Genomic DNA, 23860 nt, shown 5'->3' on the forward strand with positions numbered 1-23860 from the left:
AAGCGAACGCGGCCGCGAGGGGTGATCGCGGCCGCGTTTCACGACACGTGGGTCACGTGTTGTGGGTTGCGATTACGGGGGTCCCGGCGGGCGGGTGGGGTTGGCGTCGCCGCCGCCGACCTGGCCGGTGATGGGCTGCTGGGTGAAGCCGTTGACCTTGCTGGTGGCGGTGTCGACGCCGAGCGTCACGTAGCGACGGCCGTTGACGACGGCCACGCGGGTGTCGGCCGCGGGCCAGTAGGGGTAGCCGTCGATCTGGCGGTGGATGTAGTCGGGGGCGTTGACGAGGAAGTTGCCCTGGAAGTAGCGGATAGAGGCGCCGTCGCCGCCGTTGTCGGTCCACTGCTCGGTTTCCACAAGGCCGACGAGGAGCTCGCGGATGTCTTCGGCGCGCTCCTCGGGGGTGCGCCGGGGCGGGGGCTGCTGGTTGTTATCGCGGAAGGGTGACTGACCACCGCCGCCGCCGCCGCGCCCGCCCTGATTCTGGAGGACGGTCTGGAGGTCGAACTCGGGGGCGTTGGTGTAGTCGGGGATCTCAACAAGGAGGTCGGCGATCGAGTAGAGCTTGACCTTCTTGTACTTGTTGAGGCGGTCCTTGGGGCCCACCTGCATGGTGCCGCTGTCGTCGAGCTGCCAGGAGTTGCCCGTGCCGGTGGAATCGGTCGCGGCCTTATCCAGCACCTTGATGAGCAGGTCGAGGGCGGTGCCCTTGTCGTGCTTAAGGGTGATGGGGGTGTCCTTGTCGAGGCCGGAGGAGTTGCGCTCATCCTGCCAGAAGACCTCGACGTCTGCCTGAGTGACCTCGGTGATGAACTTGAGCACGTCCTCGAGGCGGTGGTCCTTGAACTCGATGGAGACGTTCCGCATCATCTTCGTCAGCGTGTCGCGCTGGGGGATGCCGCTGGAGCGGACGCGGGTGGTCGTGGTGGTAGTCGTTGTGGTGGTAGTGGTCGCGGGCTGCGCGGCCGGGGTGGCCGCGGGGGTGGAGGCCGGCGAGGTGGGCGTGGTCGGCTGGGCAAAGGCCGAGCCGGCGGCCAGGAGCAGGGCGGACACGGTGGTCAGGGACGTCCGAGTCATGCAAGAGTCCTTTCGCAAGGCGTGCTGCAGGTGGCAGGCGTGCTGCCGGGCCGCCCAGCTTCCAAAGTGGGCGCCGTGTGGGGCCGCGTCTTGGCTTGCCCCGGGGGGACACTGTTGAGCACCCCGCTAGTTCCTGTGTGTCCGGCCTGTAGCACTCAATCGTACCGCGTACCCGGTTGGACGTTGCAGAGCGGGTTGTGTGCCCGGGATTTCGGGATTTTTGGGCGGGGTAGCGGCTGGGCTACGAGCGCCAACAGGCGCTCGGGGCGTTACGGGGGTGTCGGAGGCACGCTGCCAACCCCTCCCTAACCCTCCCCCCACGGGGGAGGAGACCGGAAGGGATGGGTAACCTTTCGGCATGGGATGCAAGCTGACGGCGTACGAGGTGAGCTCCACGGCCAACTGGATTATGGAGCCTGCCGGCGGCAAACGGGAGTGGATGGACGCGACGCCGGATAAGTTCGCGTACCGGTGCCTGCCGCTGGTGATGGCCAACCAGGCCGGGTGGGTGCTGCGGTGCCCGCTGAACTTCTCGGCGCGGTGGAACGGGGGCTCGCAGGGGAGCGACACGAAGGTGACGTTCCCGGACGGCGAGGGGCCCAACGCGGGGCAGATCCGGTCACACTTTGGGAGCGGGATCCTGACGTTCTCGATGCCGTGGCTGTTCAGGACGAGCCAGGGCTATGGGCTGTGGGTGCGGGGGCCGAGCAATCAGCCGAAGGACAACGTGGTGGCGCTCGATGGGATCGTGGAGACGGACTGGAACCCGGCGACGTTCACGATGAACTGGAAGATCATGCGGCGGAACGTGGATGTGTACTTCCGCAAGGGCGAGCCGATCTGCATGCTGGTGCCGTTCCCTCTGGCGATGCTCGAGGAAGTTGAGCCCGAGTTCAAGAGCCTGGATGACGACCCGCAGCTGAAGCAGGACTTTTTTACGTTTACGGCACAGCGGAGCGGGAACATCGCGAAGATCCAGGCGGGCGGCGAGGGCCGGTGGGCGATGGACTACATGCGCGGGCACCTGCCCGATGGGACGCCGGTGAGCGAGCACCGGAAGGCGTTCAGGCTGGCGCGCTTCCCAGGGCAGTGAATACCAAACACGGAGGCACTGAGAGCACGGAGTTGAGACGGTGAGACGTGAGACGGAGTTCTCGAAACTCGTCACTCCGTCACTTCGTCCCCTAGCAAAAGAAAACACGCCCGGGAGGTGAGTCCCGGGCGTGCGGAGTTACGAGGAACAGATCAGGCGATCAGCAGGGGTTGCCACCGAGGACGCGGAAGAACGCCTCGATGTCCTGGTCGGTGCCGAAGTCACCGTCGCCGTTGAAGTCGGAGCCCTGGCAGAAGCAGGTCTCGCAGCAGGTGCCGCCGAGGCAGGCGAAGAACGCCTCGATGTCCTGGTCGGTACCGCTGTCACCGTCGCCGTTGTAGTCCTGCGGGCCACACTCGTTGCCGGGGCAGGGCGTGCCGCAGGTGGTGTTGGTCACGAAGACCGCGAAGGTGAACTCGAAGCCCGCGTCACCGTCGCGGCCACGGACGTGCCAACGGCCGTCGGTCGCGGGGCTGGGGCTGAAGTCCGGGGGCTGGTCGTAGGCGATGACGCCGTAGTAGGTGCCCGCGGGGTTGGCGGTCAGGTTCACGTCGGCGGTGACGCCATCGGTGCCGTTGACCGTGGAGATCTGGTTGCCCGAGCTGTCGAAGACCGACAGGCTGAAGGGCCAGTCGCCGGTGCCCTGAACCAGGACGGGCTCAGCGGCGGTGGCGTCAACACAGGTGCGGAAGTCGAACCAGCGGACGGCGGGCCCATTGAGGGCGAAGGCCGCCGACTCGCCGCCCGGCGCGACCAGCGGGTCGTCGCCCAGCGGGGTGGTGATGCGGGTGGCGAGCGGAGCCACGGAGGGCTCGAGCGCGCCGGTGCTGGCGTTGGTGCGGACGCGGAGGGTGGCGGCGCCGGTCGCGGTGCCACCGGGGATAGCGGTGAAGCCGGCGCTGAAGGCGGCGGGGGAGGCCGTGTCGGAGGGGACAACCGCGATCCAGTAGGTGCCGGCGGCGAGGCCGAGCACCGGGGTGGCGCCGTTGTCGTTCCAGTGGCGGCCGTCGTACTGCTCGCCATCACCGACGGCGGCGCGGCGACCCATGCCGAAGCTGAGCTGGGCATTGGTGCCAGAGCCGCTGTCGTCGTTCTGAGCGATCACGTTGCCCTCGCTATCGAAGATGGCGATGGCGGTGTTGATCGTGGAGCCCTCGGTGTCGATGTCGAGGTACTTGAGGTTGGCGTCAGTGGCGTCGCTGGTCAGGGTGACGCAGCGCCACACCGGGGCGGCGGTCGCGTTCACTGCCACGGACGCGAAGGTGTTGTCGGCGCCGAGGGTCACCGGGTTGCAGGCGGGCTGGGTCGCGGGGATGTCGCCGATGATCGCGAAGTCCAGGCCGACGTTGCGGTAGCTGCCCAGGTAGTTGAAGCCGAGGCGGATGTGGTCATTGGTCGCGCCGTTGATGGCGCCGCCGGTGAAGATGCCGTCGTAGCCCTTGTCGTTGCCGGCGTTCTCGGCGGTAAAGCCGGGGCTGGCGGGGTTGCCGGGGGTCGTGCCGACCTGACCCTGACGCGACTGCGAGGTGAGGGTGAAGCGGTACGAGTCGGTGGTGAGGAAGTTGCCCGTGGTGAAGTCGATGATGGCCATGTCCAGCACGTAATCGCCGTGCGGGATGGTCAGGGGGGTGCCGAGGTTGTAGACGAAGCCCTGGAAGTTGCCGTTGTTGGGGAACACATCCGGGAGGCCGAGGTTGAGGGTGGCGACCACGGGGGCGTTGGCGACCATCATGTCGGTGCCTTCGCCGGCCTGACCGAAGAAGTTCAGGTTGGCGCGGTCGATGAACCGGATACGAATGGTGGGGTCAGTGCCGGCGGCGGGGGGGTTGTTGAGCTCGTTCTTGATCGTGATCTTGAAGCTGGTGATGGTGTGGTTGGCGCCGACGGCCCACGGTCCGGGGGTGAAGCTGATGTCCTCGATGGCGTGGCGGATGCCGGTGCCGATCGCGGCGGTGAGGAGGTGGGCCTCACCGGCGGGGACCTGGCTATCGAAGATGTAGTTGCCGTAGGTCACGCCGACGGCGCGGTTGCTGTAGGTGGGGGGGTTGATGACGTTGCCGTGCTCGTCGAGGTGGATCTGAACCGGGTCGATCCGGCCGCCATCGATCGACACCATCTGGGCCATGGCCGTCGTGCTGAACATCGTCCCCGCCAGCAATGCAAGCTGAAGCGCACTCTTTGACATTCCTCGTCTCCTGGTTTGATGCCCTGTACCGCGAGAACCGCGGCGACAACACCTCTGTACAGCGCGTGACGCCCGACAAAAGGGCGTCACATTCTGCGCGTACGCGACAGGTACAAACTCTCACAAGGTAAGGGCAATGTCAAGCGAAGTTGATTCAAGCTTGACCAAGTTTCCAACGGTGCCCATGGTTATCCTGGGCGTTGGAACAACCGGCCGGTGTGCGGCGGGCGGTGAGCGGTACGCGGATTGCCCGGGACAGGGTCCGCAAATTCCGAGAACGACCGCGTTTAGGGGACGAGAAGAGCCACCTGTGGGATTTGAACCCACGACCTATGCTTTACGAAAGCATCGCTCTACCGCTGAGCTAAGGTGGCCAGCCGCCGGGGGGCCAGCGGGAAGGGAAGTATCGGCGGGGTGAGGGCGGATGTCCAATGGGGTGGATGGGGTGAGTGGTGGAGGAGTGAGCGCGGACTGGTCCGAGCAAGCGCTGGAGCCAGTCGCTCACTCCCGCCAGAGTTGGATGCGGATCAAGGCTTAGCGGTTCTCCGCCAACCCCTCGCCAGCCCTCCCCCCGCGGGCAAGGGGGCTTGAAGGGGAGATGTTGCCCCAGCCTTTGGGTTGATCCTGGTGGGGCAGAAGCTCGAGCTCGACCGCTTCGCCGTTGGTGGTCGCGAGTTCCAGGCGCGCGCCATTTGAGCGGAGCTGCGCGAGCTGGCGGCGGCCGATCCTGGCGCGGAGCGTGACGGAGGTGGGGTGGTAGGTGCGGTCGAGGACCTGGCCGCGGGTCTCGATGAGGTGGATGGTCTTGGTGTCCGAGAGCGGGACGGTGACGTCGAAGGTGTCGATGTCGCCAAGGGCCCCTTCGCGGGCGAGGTTGGCGAGGGCGACGAGGCCGGGCTCGGTGAGCGGGTCGCCGATGGCGGAGATCGGGATGGAGCCGGGGACGCGGCGCTGCCAGACGAGCAGCGAGGCGTTGTCGCGGAGCTGGTCAACCTTGTTGAGCAGGAGGACGCGCTTGGGTTCTTTGACGCGGAGGTCTTCCTTATGGGCGCTTTGCTTGAGGTCTTCAAAGAGCTCGTCGAGCACGCGGTTGACGACGCGGTACTGGAGCTCGGCCGCGGGATCGGAGATGTCGAGGACGATGAGGAGCAGGTCGGCGTGCGTGGCCTCTTCGAGGGTGGCCTTGAAGGACGCGACGAGGTGGTGGGGGATATCGCGCACGAAGCCGACGGTGTCGGAGAGCATGACCGAGAGCGAGCCGCCCAGGCTCCACTCGCGCGTGCGGGTCATGAGCGTGGCGAAGAGGCGGTTGTCGGCGTAGGCGCCGCCGGCGGTGAGGGTGTTGAAGAGGGTGGACTTGCCGGCGTTGGTGTAGCCGACGATGCCGACGGTGTAGTGCTCGCGCTTGCGGGCGGCGACCTCGCGCCGCTTGCGGGCCTGGAAGGTCTCGAGCTCGCGCTGGAGGGCGACCTTGCGGGACTGCACGAGGCGGCGGTCGATTTCGAGCTGCATTTCGCCTGGGCCTCGGGAGCCGATGCCGCCCTTGATGCGCTCGAGGTGGTTCCACATGGCGCGGAGGCGGGGGTAGGTGTACTCGAGCTGGGCGAGCTCGACCTGGACCTTGGCCTCGTTGGTGGTGGCGCGGCTGGCGAAGATGTCGAGGATCAGCTCGGAGCGGTCGACGACCTTGCGGAGGGTTTCTTTCTCGATGTTTCCGATCTGGCGGGGCGAGAGGTCGTTATCGAAGATGATGGTGGAGGCGTTGAGTTCGTCGCAGAGGGCCTTGAGCTCCTGGAGCTTGCCGGCGCCCATAAAGGTGGCGCCGACGGGCTTTTCCAGGCGCTGGGAGATCTCGCCGACGACGGTGGCGCCGGCCTGCTCGGCGAGGGCCTTGAGCTCGCCGAAGGGGTCGTGGGGGCTGTGGGGGTCGCCGGCGCCGGGGCGGGAGTCCCTTGAGGTGGGATCACGCAGGTCGGGGAGGCGCACGGCGGCCAGCACGGCGCGTTCGGACGCGACTTCGATGGTGTTGCGTTCTTTGGCCATGGGTCTGCTGGATGGTAGGAAAGGCAGGAACACAGAGGGACACAGAGGTGGACGGAGGGGCACGGAGGTGAGGCGGGTGGAAGAAAGGCATCAAGGCACAGGGCATCAAGGCATCGAGTGAGCACCTAAAGTCGGGGCCTATGACGACCACGAAGGGCGCTGTTCACCGCTGGACGCAGACTCTCATCCCGACCACGCGGGAGGCTCCGAATGACGCGGAGGTGCCGAGCCACGTGCTGCTGCACCGGGCGGGGTACATCCGGCAGGTGGGGGCGGGGATCTACGACTACCTGCCGCTGGCGTGGCGGACGCTGCGGAAGGTGTCGCAGATCGTGCGCGAGGAGATGGACGCGGCGGGCGCGAGCGAGATGCTGATGCCGGCGCTGGAGCCTTTCGAGCTCTTTGCGGGCACCAAGCGGGACGTGGACTACGGCGACAACCTGTTCCGGCTGGTGGACCGCAAGGGGCGTGGGCAAAGGGCCGAGGCGACGCACGCGCTGGCGCCCACGCACGAGGAGGTCATCACCGAGCTGATGCGGCAGACGGTGACAAGCTACCGCACGCTGCCGCTGAACCTGTACCAGATCCAGACGAAGTTCCGCGACGAGGCCAGGCCGCGGGCGGGGCTGCTTCGGTGCCGCGAGTTCATCATGAAGGACGCGTACTCGTTCCACATGGGTGTGGAGGGGCCCGGCGGGCTGAACGAGGCGTACGACGCGATGTACAGGGCGTACACGAACATCTTCACGCGCTGCGGGCTGGACTTCAGCGCGGTGGAGGCCGAGAGCGGGCCCATCGGCGGCAGCGCGAGCCACGAGTTCATGGTGAACTGCGCGAGCGGCGAGGACACGATCCTCAAGGACCTCAAGAACGGCTACGCGGCCAACGTGGAGAAGTGCGAGATCGGCGAGCGGCCGGCTCCCGAGAAGGGCTTCTTCGCCGGTGATCCGACGGGAGCCCTCGAGGAAGTGCACACGCCGGGGTGCCCGGGCATCGACGATGTGTGCAAGTTCCTCAAGGTGAAGCCGGAGAACATGCTCAAGACGATCGTGTTCAAGGTGGACAGCACGCCAGAGGACCTGGAGAAGTACGGCGAGGAGTGGGTGGTGGCGGTCGTGCGCGGCGATCACGACGTGAACGAGGGGAAGGTGCGCGACCTCGCAGAGTGCAAGGTGAAGCTGGCGGACCCGGCGGAGGCGAAGGCGAAGGGCTTCGCGATCGGGTTCGTGTCGCCGCGGGCTGTCGTGGGAAAGAAGGGCGTGCTGCTGCTGGTCGATCGCGACGCGGCGGTGGGCTTTGACGCGGCCAAGGGCAAGCCGATGTTCTGGGTCACGGGCGGCGACAAAACCGACTACCACGTGAAGCACTTCAACTGGGTGCGCGACCTTGGCAAGGACCCGATGGACGCGCAGGTGAAGGGCAAGAGCACGGGCGGGCTGCGCGGCGGGGACAAGTACATGGTGGTGGGGGATGTGCGGAACGCGCTCGCGGGCGACCCGTCACCGAAGGACGCGGGCGCGAAGCTCGAGGCCGTGAAGGGCATCGAGGTCGGGCACATCTTCAAGCTGGGGACCAAGTACAGCGACGCGATGGGCTTCTCGATCCTGGACAAGGAGCAGAAGAAGCAGAGCGTGATCATGGGGTGCTACGGGATCGGTGTGAGCCGGACGATGGCCGCGTGCGTGGAGATGAGCCACGACGAGAACGGGATCATCTGGCCGGCGGCGATCGCGCCGTACCACGTGCTGATCACGGTGATGCGGCCGGACAACGAGCAGCAGACGTCGACCGCGGCGAAGCTGGCGGGTGAGCTGAGCGCGGCGGGGCTGGATGTGCTGATCGATGACCGCGACGAGCGGCCGGGCGTGAAATTCAAGGACGCCGATTTGATCGGCGTGCCGGTGCGGCTGACCCTCGGCGAGAAGGCGCTGGCGGAGGGGGCGGTGGAGTTCAAGCTGCGGAGGGATACGGGGAAGGGGGAGAATGTGGCGGTGGGGGCGGTGGTGGAGAGGTGTGTGGGGGCGGTGAGATAGGAGCGTGTCAGCAGGGCTGTCCCGCGAGCATGCGGAAGAAGGCCTCGATGTCCTGGTCTGTGCCGTAGTCGCCGTCGGCATTGAGATCTGAGCTAAGGCAGCCGGGACAGCAGGCGCCGCCGAGGCAGGCGAAAAAGGCGGCGGTGTCGACGTCGTTCGTCAGGCCGTCGTTGTTGAAGTCGGCGGTGGGAACGGCGTGGCGGTAGAGGCCGCCGATGCCGCCGAAGTAGACCTGGTTGTGAAGTTGAGCGACCGCGAAGCTGTTCGCGCGGGGAGTGTTAGGATCGATCACCCACTGGCCAGCGATGATGCGGGCGCCCACGCCACCAACTTGATTCCCGCGAAGTTGGCCCGCAACATAGAGTTGATTGTTCACCCACGTGAGCGCATTCGCATTCACCGCGTAATCGCATTGGAAACAGGGCGTCACCCTGTTCCAGTTGATGTCGGTGAGTACGTTAACGGAATGGATGCCTCCAGGCTGGGTGCCAGCCGTGAGTCCGAGTGGTGTTGAGACCAGGGCAGACACGGTGTGTGTAAGTGTGTTGCCTGCCACGGGACGCCAACTTTCGCCATCCCATCGGCCGATCTTCGTGGCCGCTTGACCGCCGTCTGACGGTGACGGGAACGAGCCATTGCCGGCCGCGTAGAGCTGGCCATCATGAACGCTGAGTGCGAAGATCGTCAGCTCCCCGCGCGGGGCGATGACCGTCCACGATTGGCCGTTCCATCTGTAGATCCCGTCACCGGCGGCGATGAGGTCACCTTCGAACTCGGTCATCGCGTAGACGGTTCCGACTGGCCCTGATGTGCCGAGTTGCGCCCAGACTCCATCCTGGAAGCGATAGACGCTGCTCCCGGTTGCTGCTGTCTGTCCGCCGCCCGCGAGGAGTTGCCCGTTGTAGACGAGCAGTGACGAGACCGCCATCGGCATACCAGTGCCGGGTGCGCCGATCGGCCCAGTGCCGCCGAATGAGTGCCACGAGGCACCGTCCCACGCGGCGACATGCTGCGCGGGTAGACCTCCCGCGGTACGGAACTCGCCGCCAACGAACAGCATCGCGGGTTGGGGACCTGCTCCATCAAGGTCAGCGACGTGCAGGGCCTTCACTTGTGGCGCGTCGAAGCCGTTGGTGAGGATCAGACCATCGCGCTGGTTCAGCCATTGGCCTCCACACTGCCCGCGTGCGGGGCTTGCGATGGCGAATGTGAGGAGACAAAGCGAAAGCAGACGCCAGTGGACTGCGTGCATGGGTCGGCTCCAGAATGTCGCGGCGAATGCGATGAATGAGGAATGCCGCTTATTGGAGTGTACTGGCTGGGGCTTGCCCGGGTTCCTGATTTCCGGCGGGTACTGACCCCGTCTGCCGCTGGCCATCGGAGTGGAGGGCTCCTGTGCCCCTTCGGGGCACAAACCCTGAGGGAGCCCACCACGGGTTGCGCGATGGCGAAGCGCCATCGCTTCACCCGTGGCAACACTCTGGCGCCCCATTCGGGGCGAAGAATCGCTACGGGCCGCGCGGATGGCGGAGCGCCATCGCTTCACCTGTGGCAATACTTTGGCGCCTCAGTCGGGGCGAAGAGGCGAGCTACCAGTCGCCCCACTTGTTGCGCTCGCCGTCGGTTGGGAATGAGCAGCAGAGCATGACGAGTCCGATGCCCAGTGGCACCGGCAGAAACTTGCGGCCGAAGAAGAACGAGGCCAGTCCGATGCTCAGCGGCACCACGGCTACGAGGAACCGTGTGAGCGGGCGAAGGCCGAAGTACCATTCGAACAGGCCCATCGGCTCGCTCCTTAGCTCTTAACGCCCGCCCGCCTCGTCACCACCGGCTCTACCAGCCGATCGGCGTGCATCATGCGCTCGTAGTCCTGGAGGGCGGCCACGTCCCAGCTGTGCTGGCGGATGGCCTGGATGGCGCGGACGGCGGCGGCCGCGGCGGTGGTGGTGGAGATCATGGGGAGGTTGAGCCGCACGGCGGTGGCACGGATGCGGCCTTCATCCGTCTTCCAGCCCGTGCGGGTGGGGGTATTGACGATGAGGCCGATCTCGCCGTTGGTCATCATGTCGATGACGTTGGGGCGGGCGCCCGCGGCGATCTTCTGGAGGATGTTGACCTTCACGCCGTTCTCGATGAGGTGCGCGCCCGTGCCTTCGCTGGCGAACACGGTGTAGCCCATGGCCATGAGCAGGCGGGCGGGCTCGACGATCGCGGAGCGGTCCTGCTCGCGGACGGAGATGAACACGCCGCAGGGCTGGGTGGGCAGCGAGGTGCCGGCCGCGGCCTGGCTCTTGGCGAAGGCGATCGGGAAGCTGGTGTCGATGCCCATGACCTCGCCGGTGGAACGCATCTCGGGGCCGAGCACGACGTCCACGCCGGGGAACTTGTTGAAGGGGAAGACCGATTCCTTCACGGCCCAGACGCCGTTGAGCTTGCGCTCGGCGGCGCCCTGCTCGGCGAGCGTGACGCCCATCATGCACTTGGCGGCGATCGCGGGCCAGGGGACGTGCGTGGCCTTGCTGACAAAGGGCACGGTGCGGCTGGCGCGGGGGTTGACCTCGATGATGTAGATCTGCCCGTCCTTGACGGCAAGCTGGATGTTCATCAGGCCGCAGACCTTGAGCTCTTTGGCAAGGTTGCGGGAGAGGTCCTCGATCTGCTCGACGATTTCGGGCGAGAGCGAGGGCGGGGGGATGACGCTGGCGGAGTCGCCGGAGTGGATGCCGGCCTGTTCGATCTGTTCGAGGACGCCAGCGACGAGGGCGCCGCGTAGAGCCTTGTTGGAGGAGGCTGCGGGCTGAAAGCCCGCCTCCCCGGTTTGGTAGTCGGCAACGACGTCGACGTCGACCTCAATCGCGCCGGCGAGGAACTTGTCGATGAGGACGGGGGCGTCGTCCATTCCGGCGGACTTGAGGGCGGTGGTGATGAAGGAGCGGAGGGCGGTCTCGTCCTGGCAGATTTCCATGCCGCGCCCGCCGAGGACGTAGCTGGGGCGGATGAGCACGGGATAGCCGAGCTTTCGCGCGACGTCGATGGCCTCGTCAAAGGTGCGGGCGATGCCCGAGGCGGGTCTGGCGAGGTTCATGCGCTCGAGGAGCGCGTCGAAACGGTCGCGGTCCTCGGCGAGGTCGATGGAGTCGATGGAGGTGCCGATGATGGGCGCGCCGGCCTGCACGAGGCCGTGGGCGAGGTTGAGGGGGGTCTGGCCGCCGAACTGGACGATGAGGCCGTGGACGGGGCCGGAAGTGGCAGAGTGGCCAAGTGGCAAAGTGGCAGAGTGCGAAGGCGAGTTGAGCCGCTCGACCACGTTCATCACGTCCTCGAGGGTGAGGGGCTCAAAGAAGAGCAGGTCGCTGGTGTCATAGTCGGTGGACACGGTCTCAGGGTTTGAGTTGATCATCACCGACTCGAAGCCCAGCTCGCGTGCGGCGAAGGCGGCGTGGCAGCAGCAGTAGTCGAACTCGATGCCCTGGCCGACGCGGTTGGGGCCGCCGCCGAGGATGATGACTTTCTGCTTGTTGGTGAGGCGGACTTCGTCGTCGGCGCGAGCCCCGAGCGTCAGCGAGTGGGTCCCTGTGCCCGAAATCCCTCGCTCGCGCTCGGGGCTCGTAGAGGCCGTCTCATACGTCGAGTAGTAGTACGGCGTCACCGCCTCGAACTCGGCGGCGCAGGTGTCGACGAGCTTGTAGACGGGCTCGATGTTCAGGGCCTTGCGGCGGGCGCGGACCTTGAGGATTGTGTCCGGGCTGATCTTGCCGCAGTAGAGGTTGGCGAGCTGCGCGTCGGAGTAGCCCAGCTGCTTGGCCTCGAACAGCACCTCGCGCGGCACGTCCTCCAGCTTGCGGTAATCGCAGAGGGTGTCCTCGAACTCGACGAGCTGCTTCATCTGGTCGAGGAAGAACGGGTCGATGTTCGTGAGTTGGTTCACCTTCTCGATCGACCAGCCCATCTTGAACGCGTAGCGGATGTAGTAGAAGCGGCCTTGGCTGGGCACGGCCAGCTTCCGCATTAGCTTTTCCTGCGTGATGGGCCACTCGATGGCGCTGCCGTCGGCCGTGCGCAGGCCGGTCTGCGACGTCTGCATGCCCGCGACGTTCTCATCGCCGGCAGTGAGGTCGCCGCGCTTGCGCGGGACGGAACCAGAGACATCGAGCACGAGCTGGTCGCGCTCCACCGCGCGCATGGCCTCCAGCCACTTGTCGTTGCGGTCCAGGCCATACCCGAAGCGTTTGACGTCCATCGAGCGGATGACCTTCTGGAGGCTCTCCTTAAAGGTGCGGCCGATGGCCATGGCCTCGCCCACGGACTTCATCTGTGTCGTGAGCGTCTCGTCGGCCTCGGGGAACTTCTCGAACGTCCAGCGGGGCATCTTGCACACCACGTAGTCGATGGTGGGCTCGAAGCACGCGCTGGTGGTGCCGGTGATGTCGTTGCGGAGCTCGTCGAGCGTGTAGCCGACGGCGAGCTTGGCCGCGATCTTGGCAATGGGGAAGCCGGTGGCCTTGCTGGCGAGGGCAGAACTCCGCGACACGCGCGGGTTCATCTCCACGACGACCATCTCGAAGGGCTTCTTGCCGTCCCTGCCCGGCTTTGGATTGGGGTTCACGGCGAACTGCACGTTGCTGCCGCCGGTCTCAACGCCCACCGCCCGCATGATGGCGAGCGCGGCGTCGCGCATCGCCTGGTATTCCTTGTCCGTCAGCGTGAGGATGGGCGCGACGGTGATCGAGTCGCCGGTGTGCACGCCCATGGGGTCGATGTTCTCGACGCCGCAGACGATGATGCAGTTGTCCTTCTTGTCGCGGACGACCTCGAGCTCGTACTCCTTCCAGCCGATCACGGACTGGTCGATCTGGACCTGGCCGATCATGGAGGCGGCGAGGCCGCGGGAGACGATGTCGCGGAACTCCTCGAGGTTGTAGGCGATGCCGCCGCCGGTGCCGCCCAGGGTGAAGGCGGGGCGGATGATGGCGGGCAGGCCGATCTCCTTGAGGAACTCGGTCGCCTCGTTCATCGTGGTGACGGTCTTGGCTCGCGGCAGCTTGAGGCCGATCGCCTCGCAAATCTCCTTGAAGGCCTGCCGGTCCTCGGCGCGGTGGATGACAGCGCGGTTAGCGCCGATCATCTCGATGCCGAACTCCTGGAGCGTGCCGTCGTCCCACAGCTTGCACGCGCAGTTGAGGGCCGTCTGGCCGCCGAGGGTGGGCAGGATCGCGTCGATGCGGGGGCCCTGCGAGTTCTCCTTCTGGATGATCTTCCGCACGGCCTCGTGGGTGATGGGCTCGATGTAGGTTCGGTCGGAGAACGCCGGGTCGGTCATGATCGTGGCCGGGTTGCTGTTGACCAGCACGATCCGGTAGCCCTCCGCCTTGAGGGCCTTGCACGCCTGTGCGCCGCTGTAGTCGAACTCGCAGCCCTGGCCGATCACGATCGGGCCCGAGCCGAGGATGAGGATGGTCTTGATGTCCGTGCGCTTGGGCATGCTCTCGGGATCCTCCCGGTGCTTGATCGCTCGCGCGGCGTCACCAGTGCAGCCGCGGGCGCAAACTCGGTGAGGATACGCGGGCCGGGTTGGAAAGCGAGTGTGGGGCGGGGATTTGGCGGGGATTCCCGCTGGGAAGTGGAGGAGAAGAGGAGTAGAGGAGTGGAGGAGAGGACCGGCCGGCGCGGAGCGGTTGGCCACCCAAGGGGCCAGTCAGGACGGATACGCTGTGGGCAATCACCAAGGGAGCACCGCCCATGAGCAGCGCCGACAGCTTTTCCACGCTCAACCTCGCCAAGTGGATCAAGCAGAACAAGGGCAACCTGACGCCGCCGGTGAGCAACAAGCAGCTCTTCACGGAGGCCAAGGACGTCATTCTGTTTGTCTCGGGCGGGCCCAACACGCGGAACGACTTCCACGTGAACCCCACCGAGGAGCTGTTCTATCAGATCAAGGGCGACATCGCGGTGCGGGTGCGGCCGCTGGATGGGAGCAAGCCGGTCGACGTGGTGGTGAAGGAGGGCGAGCTGTTCCTGCTGCCGCGCTGGGTGCCGCACCGGCCGCAGCGCCCGGCGGGGACGCTGGGGTGGATTGCGGAGTTCCCGCGGGGCCTCGACGACCAGGGCAACCCGCAGAAGGACGGGCTCCAGTGGTACTGCCCGCAGTGCGACACGCTGGTGCACGACGTGCGCTGGGTGCTCAAGAAGATCGACGAGGACCTCAAGCTGATCATGAACGAGTTCTGGGGCGGGCCGGTGGAGAACCGCACCTGCAAGAGCTGCGGGTATGTGATCGAGCGGGCGGGGGCGATCGAGCTGAAGGGCGGGAAGGTGAAGGCCGCAGGCGGGCGGTTCGCGAAGAAGGTGGCGAAGGCCGTCGGCAAGCGCGTGGTGAAAAAGAGCGGGAAGAAGGCGCCGGCGAAGGTGGGCGGGCGCCGCTGACGGATGATCCTGCTGATCGACAACTACGACTCGTTCACGTGGAACCTGGTGCAGGAGATCGGGCGGCTGCGGCCGGGGCTGGAGCTCGGTCGCGACTTGGTGGTGGTGCGGAACGATGCGCTGACGGTGGAGGCGGCCGAGGCGCTGGATGGCGGGCGAGGGCCATCGCGGGTGCTGATTTCGCCGGGGCCGTGCGGGCCGGGGGAGGCGGGGGTGTCGGCCGCGGTGGTACGCCGGTTTGCGGGGCATGTGCCGGTGCTCGGCGTGTGCCTTGGGCACCAGGTGATCGGCGAATGCTTCGGAATGCGGGTGACGCGGGCGGCGCGGGCCGTGCACGGGAAGACGAGCGTGGTCTTGCACGACGGGCGCGGCGTGTTCGCGGGGGCGCCCTCGCCGATGGTGTGCGCTCGCTACCACTCGCTGGTGGTAGAGGGGGTGGGCGAGGGGTGGGAGGTCTCGGCGTGGGCCGAGGATGACGTGGATGGGGAGCTGCGGCGGGTCGTGATGGGGCTGCGGCGGGTGTGGAATGGGCCGATGCTGGAGGGCGTGCAGTTCCACCCGGAGAGCTTTTTGACGGAGGGTGGGGGGGTGGTGCTGGGGAACTTTCTCAAGGCCTGACGCAGCGGCCTCATTGAGCCCGCTGTTATGATGCTCATGATGGATTACCGCAAGATCATCACCATCGAGCCTGGGAAGCGAGGCGGCAAGCCGTGCATCCGCGGCATGCGCATCTCGGTTGGGGACATCCTGGGCTGGCTTGCCTCTGGTATGACGCGCGATGACATCCGGGCCGACTTCCCCGAGCTGACGGACGAGGACATCTCGGCCGCGTTGGCCTTCGCGGCGGACTTCACGAACGGCGACTGGAAGATGTCGGCGTGAGGTTGCTGCTGGATCAGCACCTCTCACGGAGGTTGGTGCCTCACCTCCAACAGCTCTATCCGGGCACTGCCCATGTGGTTCCCCTCGGTCTGGACAGGGCCGATGACAATGTGGCCTGGGAATATGCGAAGGCGAACGGGTTCGTGATCTGCACCAAAGATGCGGACTTCCAGACGCGGAGCTTCGCAAGAGGGCATCCGCCCAAGGTGGTCTTTCTGGTGAGCGGGAATGGCCCCTCGCGTGAGGTGCTGATGCTGCTGACGGGCCACCGCGATCTTCTGCTTCAGTTTGATGGGGACCACTCCCGGTCACTCCTCGTGCTGCCCTGACATACACTCCGCCCCATGATCACGCCCTCGCCGACCTCCAAGATTGACCCCGCCCTCGCGCGGGGTGAGCTGCTGGGTTCCACGTCATCGCACATCGTGTTCGGCGTGCCGAATACGAGCTACCAGCTGCACCTGGTGCCGACTTCGCCGATCTCTACGCCAGTGGGCAAGCGTCTCGTGGGAACGATCCGCGTTCAGGCCCGTCGGATTGACGTCGTTGGCACGGGCGGGCAGTTCGTGGAGCCGGTGTTCGGGCGGCCGCGGCGTGTGCAGGGGACGGTGGTGCGGGTGGAGGGTGGCGCGGTGGTGGTTGATGCGGGCGTGCCGATCCATGCCGTGCCGACGGACTCCCGCCAGCGGGCGGAGCAGTTTGAGGTGGGGCAGATGGTGAGCTTCGACGCGGTGGCGGGCGGAACGTTCACCGTTCAGTAAAGGGAAGAGGAACACAGAGGAAACAGAGGACGACAGAGAACACAGAGTCAGCTCATCGATTCAACTCTGTGTGGCTCTGTTTCTCGCTCTGTACCCTCTGTGTTCGGTTTTGGGGGCCGCTATCGAGTGCGATAGGTCGTCCCCTCGGGCGCGTTGCTCCCCGTCCCTGGCGTCGGGAACAAACGATTCAGGTCCTCATCGACCACGACCGCCGGCTGCGGGGCCGCGCGGTTGGCGTGCGTGCGCACCACGTTGGCCCATGAGCTCTCCAGGGCCGTTAGCAGGTTGTCCAGGGCCTCGCGCTCCGCCTCGCGCCGGGCTGAGTCCGCGGCCTCATCATCGGTCCAGAAGTTGTTGATCCGCGACTTGTTCGACGTCGCCTCCACCGAGCCGTAGACGTAGCCGTTGCGGACATCCAGCAGCACGCAGCTGGCTTCGGTCGCGACCTTGGTCTTCTCGGTTGGGAAGAGGCCGAAGGTGATGACCGCGAGCGGCGGGGCCCAGTCGTCGTTCTTGTACCGCGTGTCGAAGGTGTACACGGCCAGGATGTCGGCACCAAGGGAGGCCGCGGCGCGACGTAGCTCGACGTCGCTGCTGAGCTGCTCGGGGAGGATCAGGCGGCTGATGGGGTTCACAGCCCGCACCATCGGCAGCTTGGCGATGCGGTCGGAGTCTTCCTGCTTCTCGACGTCCTTTGCGGTGACGAGGCTGTAGGCGCCGTGCCCGTAGGAGCGGGTGGTGTAGTTGCTGTAGCCGCTGGCCTGCACGCGGGCGATGGCGATGCTGGCCGGGAAGTTGGCGAGCGGCTGCTTGGCCAGCACGGGGCGGATGGTGGGGTCGGTGTGCGCGTCCTGCACCTTTGAGGCAACACCGAAGAGCTGCATGTTCGCGGGGCCGCCGGGCGTGTTGTACGACGCGCATCCGGTGAGCAGGGGGAGGAGGGCGCAGACGATGAGCGGGCGCATGCGGGGCATGGGCGAGTCCTTCGTTTCGAGGTGAGTGGGGTGGCAGGGGGAGGTCGGCCCGGGGCGGGCCGAGTCGCTCCCTGAGGTCGCGGTTCTTACCTGGATTCCTGCACGGTCGTTTCGTAGCGCACGCCCTCGGGCACGGGCACCGGCACGTGCACGGTGGTCCCGAAGTCGCCGGCGGTGCGCTGTGCGGTGTCCACGGCCACGAAGGCCGTGTACGCGGACATCAGAGAGTAATCGAGGGCGACCTTGCGGGCGGCCTGCGAGAGTTCGGGGTTGTTCACGTCCCAGGCGGACTGGTCGGCGATCTCGGTGAGCTTGGCGCGGGCCCACACCTGCGAGAGGGCCCTGCTGGCGTGCGGCACTTCGGCGCGGGCCGTGTGCACGTCGATGGTGCGCTGCTCGTTGCCCACGCGTCCGGCAACGCGGATGGTGGAGGGCATTTCGCCCTTGTAGCGGCCGGTGAGGATCACAGGACGGCCGACGAAGAGGTCGGGGATGCGGCTGGGGTACACCTCGCTGACGTTCGCGCCCGACCAGTTGACGGTGAGGTCGCGCATCGGGGCGTGGCTGATGCGGTCGAAGAAGGTGTCCATGATGGTGCTGGCGTCGTCGCGCAGTGAGAGGTACGTCGCCAGGCCGCTGCCCATGCGGGCCATGCTGTCCATCAGGTAGCGGTTGCACGAGCCCACGCCGAAGCTGAACACGCGGCTGGCGCCCAGCTTCCTGTGCAGCTCGCCCAGGATCTCCGCCTCGTTTCCGATGTAGCCGTCGGTGCAGAAGGCGACGAAGCGGAGGCGCTTGGGGTCGTGGGGGAACTCAAGGGCGGCGCGGAGACCCTTCATCATGTAGGTGCCGCCGTTGGCGTCCAGGCTCGCGAGGTACTGCTGGCCCTTGCCGATGTTGGCGTCGGTGGCCTCGATCGGCGCGGCCCCGAGGGCGCTGACGTCGTTGCTGAAGTCGATGATCTGGAAGGTATCGCCGGGCTGGAGGCGGGACAGGCCGCGGGAGATGGCGGTCTGGGCCTGCTGCATCGGCACGCCGTCCATGCTGCCGGAGCGGTCGAGCACGAAGACGAGCTCGACAGGGTTGCGGGGAACGCTGGCGAGGTCCTTGGGCGGAACGAGCATCATGGTGAAGTAGCCGCCGTTGTTGTCGCGGGCGTCCGGCGAGTGCGCGAGCAGAGCGGACTTGATGCTCTCACCCGCGACCTGCCACCGCAGCACGAAGTCGCGGTTGGGGATGGAGTCGGACTTGGTGAGCGTCACGGTGGCGCGGCTCTCGCTGTTGCGCTTCACGTCGACCTTGTGCGTGCGCGACTCGATCGCCTCGATGCTCACGCCGGCGTCGATGTCGAGGGAAAGGGCGATATCGTGCCCGCTGCGCTCGGTGGGGCGGAGGTACTGGACCTCGGTTGGCTGGCCTGAGGCGCCGTGGTCGCCGCGGGCGACAGCGCCGATACCGGATTGCTGAGCGGGCTGAAAGCCCGCCCCCCCGGGTGCGGTGGGCGGGTTGAAGCGCGGTCCGACGACCATCGGGAAGGTGAACTCGAAGCCGCCGTCGCTGTAGGTAAGCGTGGAGTAGTACGTGACGTTGATGTCGATCGCCTTGCCCGGCTCGATGTTCGCGACCTTCTGCGTGAAGATGTTGGGCCGCTCCTGCGTGAGCAGGCTGGCGGTGTAGCCCTGGGCGCGGGCCTGGTGGTAGATCCTCTCCGCCTGCTCCCGTTCGCGAATGATGCCGCGGATCTGCCGGTCCCCAATGGTCATCAGGAACTCGCTGACCACGGCGTTCTCCGGCAGCGGAAACACATACACCGCCTCGATCTTGCTGCTGTACGGGTTGTGGAACTGCTGCGTGACAGTGACGGCGGAGATGTAGCCCGCGACCGCGCCCTTCACGTCCGTGTGCTTGAGCGGGACGGTGACCTGCTTCTCGTCGATGGTGGTGATCAGCCCGCCGCAGCCGATGGCGTCGTTCTGGGCCCGCTCGGCGGCGCGTTGGCGCTCGATGATGAGCAACTCGGTGTTCTTCTCGGCGCGGGTGATGTCGTTGCCGCGCAGCGCGGTGTCGACCTTGGGCTTTGTCTCGAGGGGGAGCGCCTCCGCGCGACCGAGGCTTCGGACGTCCATGTCGCCATCGGCATTGACAGTCGGATCGAACCCGACGCCAGACTCACCGACCACGCCCCGGCTGTAGGTCGCTTTGGGCCAATCGCTCGGGTAATCGAGGATGTTCGGCGGGCTGACGGGCTGGGATCCTCTGACCATGAGGCGCAGATCGGTGTAGGTGTGCGCCTCCGCGTGACCACTGGGGCCCTGCGCCACACTTGTCCTGCTCTCGCTCTTTCCGGCGTGCGCAGCCCCCACCGAGTTGCACGCCGCCATGAACAGCGACGTGCCGGTCACCGCGAGCGCAACGCCGGCTGTGATGATCATTCTGAGGTGCTTGCGGTTCTTCACAGGGCCTTCTCCTTAGGGCTTCGCGCCGGGCGCGGCGTCGGGCGTGTGCGGCTGGATGGTGAGCGTGGCGTTGAACGCGCGACCCCCCGGGGCCGCGGCGGTGATCGTCGTCGTGAAACTTGGCGTGCCGCCCTCGGCCATCACGTGCAGGCGTGCGACCCGGACCTTGCCGGTGGGGGCGTCCTTGGTGGTAAACGCGCCGATGATGACGTGCTCGCCTTGGATGGCCTTGGGGTCGTAGTGGGGGGCCCCGCTGTACGGGCCGGGCTGCCCGCCCTCGATGCCGACGATGCGGGCGTGCTTGAGCGTGTCCTTGACCTCCACCTGCCACGCGCTCAGCGGCTCGCTCCCCGCGTCGATCACCACGTCGTAGGCGAGGAACTCGGTCGTCGTCGCCGCGGGCATGGTGTTGTCAACGCGCGGCTCGGGTTGGGGGCTCCACGCGCCAGCCACGACCGCAGCCGCGACGAGGAGGATGGACGCGACCAGGGCCTTCACAGCGTCCCCCGCTGCAGGCTGACAGCGTCCGCCGCGAGCATCTTCACGTCGCGGGAGTCCACGCGGTCATCCGCGTTGAGGTCGAGCTGCTGGACGTCCTGCTTCGCGAGCTGGCCGCCATCGACACGCTCGGCGAGGAGGAGGGCGTCGAGCATGTCGATGCGGCCGTCGGCGTTGAGGTCCCGCGGGTTGGCCGAAGCCACGGCGTTGGCCGGCGCCGGCTTCGAGCTCGGCCACGCGAACCACGCGGTGATGGTCCCGGCGGCGAGGGCCGCGGCCAGGCCGGTGAGCAGGTTGCGGCGGAAGCGGCGATGGGCGTGCTTGCGGCGGTTGCCCGCGGCCACGCCGACCTTGGCGGCCATAGCGAGCATGTCGCGGTCAAAGGCCGCGTCGGTGCCGGGAAAGTCGAGGGAGCGGTAAGCATCCCGGAGCTGCCGCTCGAGACGGGGCGGGATCTGAGGGTTGGGGTCGTGGGGGTTCACGCGGGTAGAGTGCGCGGGGGACCCCTCAGGTTCACGAAAATCGTTCGAAACGAGCCCGGAACGCAGTGACGGGTTTCTTTTTGTGGCAGCTCACGACAGCCCCAAAGGCCCACTCACTGCGTTCGGGGCTCGTACCGAACGTGTTTTTCACCTCCTACGCTCTTCGCCCACACAGGAGCAGAGCATGGAACCCAGGACGCTGGCGGTGATCGGGGCGGGGCAGATGGGCGGCGGGATCGCGCAGGTCGCGGCCGCGGCGGGCATGAACGTCATCGTGTTCGACGCCTACCCCGGCGCGTGCGACAAGTGCAAGGGCGTGCACAAGAAGTCCATGAGCAAGTTTGTCGAGAAGGGCAAGATGACGCAGTCCGACATGGACGCCGCGATCGCCCGCATCGACTTCGTTGACAACCTTGACGCCATCGCCAGGGCCGACTGGGTGGTCGAGGCCATCGTGGAGGACGCCGCGGTCAAGGCCGATCTCTTCAAGAAGCTCGCGGCCATGTTCCCCCGCGAGGACGTGGTGCTCGCGACCAACACAAGCTCGATCAGCATCACGCAGATCGCCACCAGCGCCGGCCCCGCCGCCCCGCGCGTGGTGGGCATGCACTTCTTCAACCCCGTGCCGCTGATGCAGCTGGTGGAGGTGATCCCCGGCCTGCAGACAAGCCCCGCGGTGGTGGAGCGCACGGTGGCACTGGCGACAAAGCTGGGCAAGACGCCGCTCAAGGCGAGCGACCGCGCCGGCTTCATCAGCAACCGCGTGCTGATGCCGATGATCAACGAGGCGTTCTACGCGTGGATGGAGGGCGTCGCCGAGCCCGAGGCCATCGACGGCATCATGAAGCTCGGCTGCAACTTCCCCATGGGCCCGCTGCAGCTGGCCGACTTCATCGGCCTGGACACCTGCGTCAACATCATGAACGTGCTCGCCGACGGCCTCAACAACGACCGCTACCGCGCCTGCCCGCTGCTCAAGCAGCTGGTCACGGCGGGGCGCCTGGGCAACAAGAGCGGGCGCGGGGTGTACGACTACGCGGGGAAGAGGTAAGGAGCATTGCGAGGCTGGTTCCTCAGCTCCGTTCTACGGGGCTTCCCGCTTTCAGGCCACGGCTTCAGCCGTGGTCAGGGGCGAGCCGCAAGTCCTTGGTTTGCGCATTCCACGGCAGGCCGTTTCAACGGCCTGCCTGCTGGAGGCCTTCAGGCTCCACCTCTAGCTCGGTGATCCGCTCCAATCGATCGACGGCAGTCCCTCTTCCATGATGCTCGCGCTGATTGCGGATGTACTCAAGCACCCATGGCAGGTCACGCTTGCCGAACGACACGTCGCCGTACCCCGTCTGCCACGCCAGTGAACCCGGGCCGCAGGGGCCGTGGTTCACGGCGTGCGAGCAGGCACCCTTGAGGTCGCCCACCCATTCCGCCAGTTGAACGGTGGGCGGCAGCGACACGGCCATGTGCACGTGGTCCTCGATGCCGCCGATCGCGTGAACGATGGCGCCCTGGACGGAGAGGGCGCGGTGGATGAGGAACTTGTACGCGACCTCTTGTACCGGCGGTGTGATGAGAGGCAGGTTGTTTTTCGTGTGCCAGACGAAGTGGTAGAAGAGTTCCCAGTACACGTTGCGTGGCATGGGCGCAGTCTACTGGCCTGAAGGCGGCTTGCGGGAAGCCCGTTGAAACGGTCTGGGAAACCGTGAGGATGAGATCAACTGCGGGCGGCTCGCCTGACCACGGCTGAAGCCGTGGCCTGATAGCGTGAAGCCCCCTCAAAGGGGGCTCACGAAGGGGCGGGCTAACCCTTCCCGCAAGTGGCTAAAACTAAGTCGCACTGTGGCTTAGAAGGTGCCTCACAAAAACTGTTTTCGTTCCGTGCAACTGCCTCTCCGCCGGCGCTGTAGACCGACAGGACTGTGATCCCGTCGGGCAGTTTCCGCCCCTGTCGGGACAATCTCGAGACACAGTCCCCTGGGCCGCAGGGTGTGCGGCGTCGAGCGCTAACGCGCTCAGGAGAGAGAAATGAAGCTCACAGGCCTGGATCGTTCGCGCGCGCACATCATCCTTTGCGCGGGCGTGCTCGCGTGCTCCGCAGGCGCCGCGCTGTCCGAAGTGAACACGCGCCTTGAGTACCAGGTCTCCCCGGCATTGACCGAGAGCTGGAGCTCGCACATCAACGCGAAGCCGGGCGATTCGGTCGACATCCGCGTGCGGGTCTCGTACATCGGGACGCAATCCCCCATCGGCCTCGGCGCCGTGATGTACCAGCCGACGGTGAGCAACTGGGATGTTGATGGGGCTCACCAGGATCAGCTCACGCCCTTCGCCACCGGCGCTGGCGATGGCAGCCCCGCCGTTCCGTCGGGCGTGGTCCCCGACGCGCCCGGGCAGTACGGCCGCATACAAGGATTCGGCCGCACTGCGAACGGCCCCAACTCCCTCGGCGGCCCCAACGTCGTTCAGGACCGCGGCCTGGCGCAGGTCCATAACGGCGTCAGCTATCTCCGCATCGCGAAGTCCAACTTCACCGCATGGCAGGCGGGCGCCGCTGGTCCCACCGGCGCTGGTGGTGTGGATTCTTCTCAGTGGACGCCGGGTTTCCGCCCCGACTTCGCGCCCTCCTTCGACCCCCGGCTGACCGATATCGTCGTCTTCAAGTTCAACATCACGCTCAGCGCCGACACCGACGTGCGCGACCTCATCGCCTCCACGCCGCAGGAGCTGCTGTCCTACTGGGACACCGGGTTCTCGCAGGCCCGCGCCCGATGGGTGGCGAACACCACCGAGGCCACGGGCAGCATCCGCGGCGAGTACCTGGTCGTCCCCGCGTCAATCCACGTGGTGCCCTCGCCCGGCGTGCTGGCGATTTGCGGGCTTGGCTTGATGGCGGTCGCGCGCCGACGCAAGTGAGACGTGAAGTCCGCCGCGTCCTCAGCCCCGCTCGACGGGGCTTTTT

At 66.6% G+C, this 23860-nt stretch carries 20 protein-coding genes and 1 tRNA gene; 9 read left to right on the forward strand and 12 right to left on the reverse strand.

Annotation, left to right across the window (positions count from 1 at the left end):
* Window positions 1–72: 72 nt before the first annotated feature.
* Window positions 73–1077: a hypothetical protein gene (locus VD997_03535; protein ID HYE61046.1), complete on the reverse strand. Its 1005-nt coding sequence runs from the start codon at window positions 1075–1077 to the stop codon at window positions 73–75.
* Between the two features lie 358 nt (window positions 1078–1435).
* Here VD997_03535 and VD997_03540 point away from each other — a divergent pair, with 358 nt between their 5' ends.
* Window positions 1436–2170 (forward strand): DUF6065 family protein, encoded by a 735-nt coding sequence (locus VD997_03540; protein ID HYE61047.1) that lies wholly within the window; start codon window positions 1436–1438, stop codon window positions 2168–2170.
* A 160-nt stretch (window positions 2171–2330) separates the two neighbouring features.
* On the opposite strand, the gene VD997_03545 is transcribed toward VD997_03540, so the two are convergent.
* The 3 genes from VD997_03545 to hflX form a co-directional block, all read right to left on the reverse strand.
* On the reverse strand, window positions 2331–4355 hold the full coding sequence (locus tag VD997_03545; protein HYE61048.1) for a hypothetical protein: 2025 nt from the start codon (window positions 4353–4355) through the stop codon (window positions 2331–2333).
* Between the two features lie 302 nt (window positions 4356–4657).
* A tRNA-Thr gene (locus VD997_03550) sits at window positions 4658–4729 on the reverse strand.
* Window positions 4730–4889: 160 nt separating this feature from the next.
* The gene (gene hflX, locus VD997_03555; GenBank protein HYE61049.1) at window positions 4890–6398 is read right to left on the reverse strand and encodes a GTPase HflX; all 1509 of its coding nucleotides are present in this window, start codon (window positions 6396–6398) and stop codon (window positions 4890–4892) included.
* A 140-nt stretch (window positions 6399–6538) separates the two neighbouring features.
* Here hflX and VD997_03560 point away from each other — a divergent pair, with 140 nt between their 5' ends.
* Window positions 6539–8431 (forward strand): proline--tRNA ligase, encoded by a 1893-nt coding sequence (locus tag VD997_03560; GenBank protein HYE61050.1) that lies wholly within the window; start codon window positions 6539–6541, stop codon window positions 8429–8431.
* 7 nt (window positions 8432–8438) lie between these two features.
* Here the strand turns inward: VD997_03560 and VD997_03565 are convergent, their stop codons facing one another.
* From VD997_03565 to carB, 3 genes are all read right to left on the reverse strand, one after another.
* Window positions 8439–9683 (reverse strand): hypothetical protein, encoded by a 1245-nt coding sequence (locus VD997_03565; protein HYE61051.1) that lies wholly within the window; start codon window positions 9681–9683, stop codon window positions 8439–8441.
* Between the two features lie 337 nt (window positions 9684–10020).
* Entirely contained in the window at window positions 10021–10215 is a 195-nt protein-coding gene (locus VD997_03570; GenBank protein ID HYE61052.1) for a hypothetical protein, read from the reverse strand.
* An 11-nt stretch (window positions 10216–10226) separates the two neighbouring features.
* Window positions 10227–13913, reverse strand: a complete 3687-nt coding sequence (carB, locus tag VD997_03575; protein ID HYE61053.1) for a carbamoyl-phosphate synthase large subunit — start codon at window positions 13911–13913, stop codon at window positions 10227–10229.
* 257 nt (window positions 13914–14170) lie between these two features.
* On the opposite strand from carB, the gene nbaC reads away from it, so the two are divergent.
* Genes nbaC through VD997_03600 form a run of 5 tightly spaced genes read left to right on the forward strand, consistent with a single transcriptional unit; the run spans window position 14171 to window position 16497 of the window.
* On the forward strand, window positions 14171–14854 hold the full coding sequence (gene nbaC / locus VD997_03580) for a 3-hydroxyanthranilate 3,4-dioxygenase (GenBank protein HYE61054.1): 684 nt from the start codon (window positions 14171–14173) through the stop codon (window positions 14852–14854).
* A gap of 3 nt (window positions 14855–14857) precedes the next feature.
* Complete coding sequence (locus tag VD997_03585; protein HYE61055.1) at window positions 14858–15472, forward strand: aminodeoxychorismate/anthranilate synthase component II; 615 nt, start codon at window positions 14858–14860, stop codon at window positions 15470–15472.
* Between the two features lie 27 nt (window positions 15473–15499).
* Window positions 15500–15736: a DUF433 domain-containing protein gene (locus VD997_03590; protein ID HYE61056.1), complete on the forward strand. Its 237-nt coding sequence runs from the start codon at window positions 15500–15502 to the stop codon at window positions 15734–15736.
* Window positions 15733–16065 carry a DUF5615 family PIN-like protein gene (locus VD997_03595; protein ID HYE61057.1) on the forward strand — a complete coding sequence of 111 codons (333 nt, stop codon included), beginning with the start codon at window positions 15733–15735 and terminating at the stop codon, window positions 16063–16065. The genes VD997_03590 and VD997_03595 overlap by 4 nt, the downstream gene beginning before the upstream one ends.
* A 15-nt stretch (window positions 16066–16080) precedes the next feature.
* Entirely contained in the window at window positions 16081–16497 is a 417-nt protein-coding gene (locus tag VD997_03600) for a hypothetical protein (GenBank protein HYE61058.1), read from the forward strand.
* Between the two features lie 119 nt (window positions 16498–16616).
* Here VD997_03600 and VD997_03605 read toward each other — a convergent pair whose 3' ends face one another.
* From VD997_03605 to VD997_03620, 4 genes are all read right to left on the reverse strand, one after another.
* Window positions 16617–17471 carry a hypothetical protein gene (locus VD997_03605; protein ID HYE61059.1) on the reverse strand — a complete coding sequence of 285 codons (855 nt, stop codon included), beginning with the start codon at window positions 17469–17471 and terminating at the stop codon, window positions 16617–16619.
* Window positions 17472–17557: 86 nt separating this feature from the next.
* Window positions 17558–19927, reverse strand: a complete 2370-nt coding sequence (locus VD997_03610) for a VIT domain-containing protein (protein ID HYE61060.1) — start codon at window positions 19925–19927, stop codon at window positions 17558–17560.
* A 12-nt stretch (window positions 19928–19939) separates the two neighbouring features.
* Window positions 19940–20425 carry a hypothetical protein gene (locus tag VD997_03615; protein HYE61061.1) on the reverse strand — a complete coding sequence of 162 codons (486 nt, stop codon included), beginning with the start codon at window positions 20423–20425 and terminating at the stop codon, window positions 19940–19942.
* A complete protein-coding gene (locus VD997_03620; GenBank protein HYE61062.1) occupies window positions 20422–20907 on the reverse strand; it encodes a dockerin type I domain-containing protein in 486 nt (161 codons plus the stop codon). Before VD997_03620 ends, VD997_03615 begins: the two co-directional genes overlap by 4 nt.
* An 82-nt stretch (window positions 20908–20989) precedes the next feature.
* Here VD997_03620 and VD997_03625 point away from each other — a divergent pair, with 82 nt between their 5' ends.
* Entirely contained in the window at window positions 20990–21958 is a 969-nt protein-coding gene (locus VD997_03625; protein HYE61063.1) for a 3-hydroxyacyl-CoA dehydrogenase NAD-binding domain-containing protein, read from the forward strand.
* Between the two features lie 124 nt (window positions 21959–22082).
* Here the strand turns inward: VD997_03625 and VD997_03630 are convergent, their stop codons facing one another.
* Window positions 22083–22541 carry a transposase gene (locus VD997_03630; protein HYE61064.1) on the reverse strand — a complete coding sequence of 153 codons (459 nt, stop codon included), beginning with the start codon at window positions 22539–22541 and terminating at the stop codon, window positions 22083–22085.
* Between the two features lie 385 nt (window positions 22542–22926).
* Between VD997_03630 and VD997_03635 the strand changes: the two genes are divergently transcribed.
* Window positions 22927–23814: a hypothetical protein gene (locus VD997_03635; GenBank protein HYE61065.1), complete on the forward strand. Its 888-nt coding sequence runs from the start codon at window positions 22927–22929 to the stop codon at window positions 23812–23814.
* Window positions 23815–23860: the final 46 nt, after the last annotated feature.

Source organism: Phycisphaerales bacterium (assembly GCA_035627955.1).
Classification (GTDB): domain Bacteria; phylum Planctomycetota; class Phycisphaerae; order Phycisphaerales; family UBA1924; genus JAEYTB01.

Bases quoted from the DNA above. Each gene is read 5' to 3' on its own strand.
- VD997_03535 (HYE61046.1), bottom strand. From the start codon at position 1,077: ATGACTCGGACGTCCCTGACCACCGTGTCCGCCCTGCTCCTGGCCGCC.
- VD997_03540 (HYE61047.1), top strand. From the start codon at position 1,436: ATGGGATGCAAGCTGACGGCGTACGAGGTGAGCTCCACGGCCAACTGG.
- VD997_03545 (HYE61048.1), bottom strand. From the start codon at position 4,355: ATGTCAAAGAGTGCGCTTCAGCTTGCATTGCTGGCGGGGACGATGTTC.
- hflX (HYE61049.1), bottom strand. From the start codon at position 6,398: ATGGCCAAAGAACGCAACACCATCGAAGTCGCGTCCGAACGCGCCGTG.
- VD997_03560 (HYE61050.1), top strand. From the start codon at position 6,539: ATGACGACCACGAAGGGCGCTGTTCACCGCTGGACGCAGACTCTCATC.
- VD997_03565 (HYE61051.1), bottom strand. From the start codon at position 9,683: ATGCACGCAGTCCACTGGCGTCTGCTTTCGCTTTGTCTCCTCACATTC.
- VD997_03570 (HYE61052.1), bottom strand. From the start codon at position 10,215: ATGGGCCTGTTCGAATGGTACTTCGGCCTTCGCCCGCTCACACGGTTC.
- carB (HYE61053.1), bottom strand. From the start codon at position 13,913: ATGCCCAAGCGCACGGACATCAAGACCATCCTCATCCTCGGCTCGGGC.
- nbaC (HYE61054.1), top strand. From the start codon at position 14,171: ATGAGCAGCGCCGACAGCTTTTCCACGCTCAACCTCGCCAAGTGGATC.
- VD997_03585 (HYE61055.1), top strand. From the start codon at position 14,858: ATGATCCTGCTGATCGACAACTACGACTCGTTCACGTGGAACCTGGTG.
- VD997_03590 (HYE61056.1), top strand. From the start codon at position 15,500: ATGATGCTCATGATGGATTACCGCAAGATCATCACCATCGAGCCTGGG.
- VD997_03600 (HYE61058.1), top strand. From the start codon at position 16,081: ATGATCACGCCCTCGCCGACCTCCAAGATTGACCCCGCCCTCGCGCGG.
- VD997_03605 (HYE61059.1), bottom strand. From the start codon at position 17,471: ATGCCCCGCATGCGCCCGCTCATCGTCTGCGCCCTCCTCCCCCTGCTC.
- VD997_03630 (HYE61064.1), bottom strand. From the start codon at position 22,541: ATGCCACGCAACGTGTACTGGGAACTCTTCTACCACTTCGTCTGGCAC.
- VD997_03635 (HYE61065.1), top strand. From the start codon at position 22,927: ATGAAGCTCACAGGCCTGGATCGTTCGCGCGCGCACATCATCCTTTGC.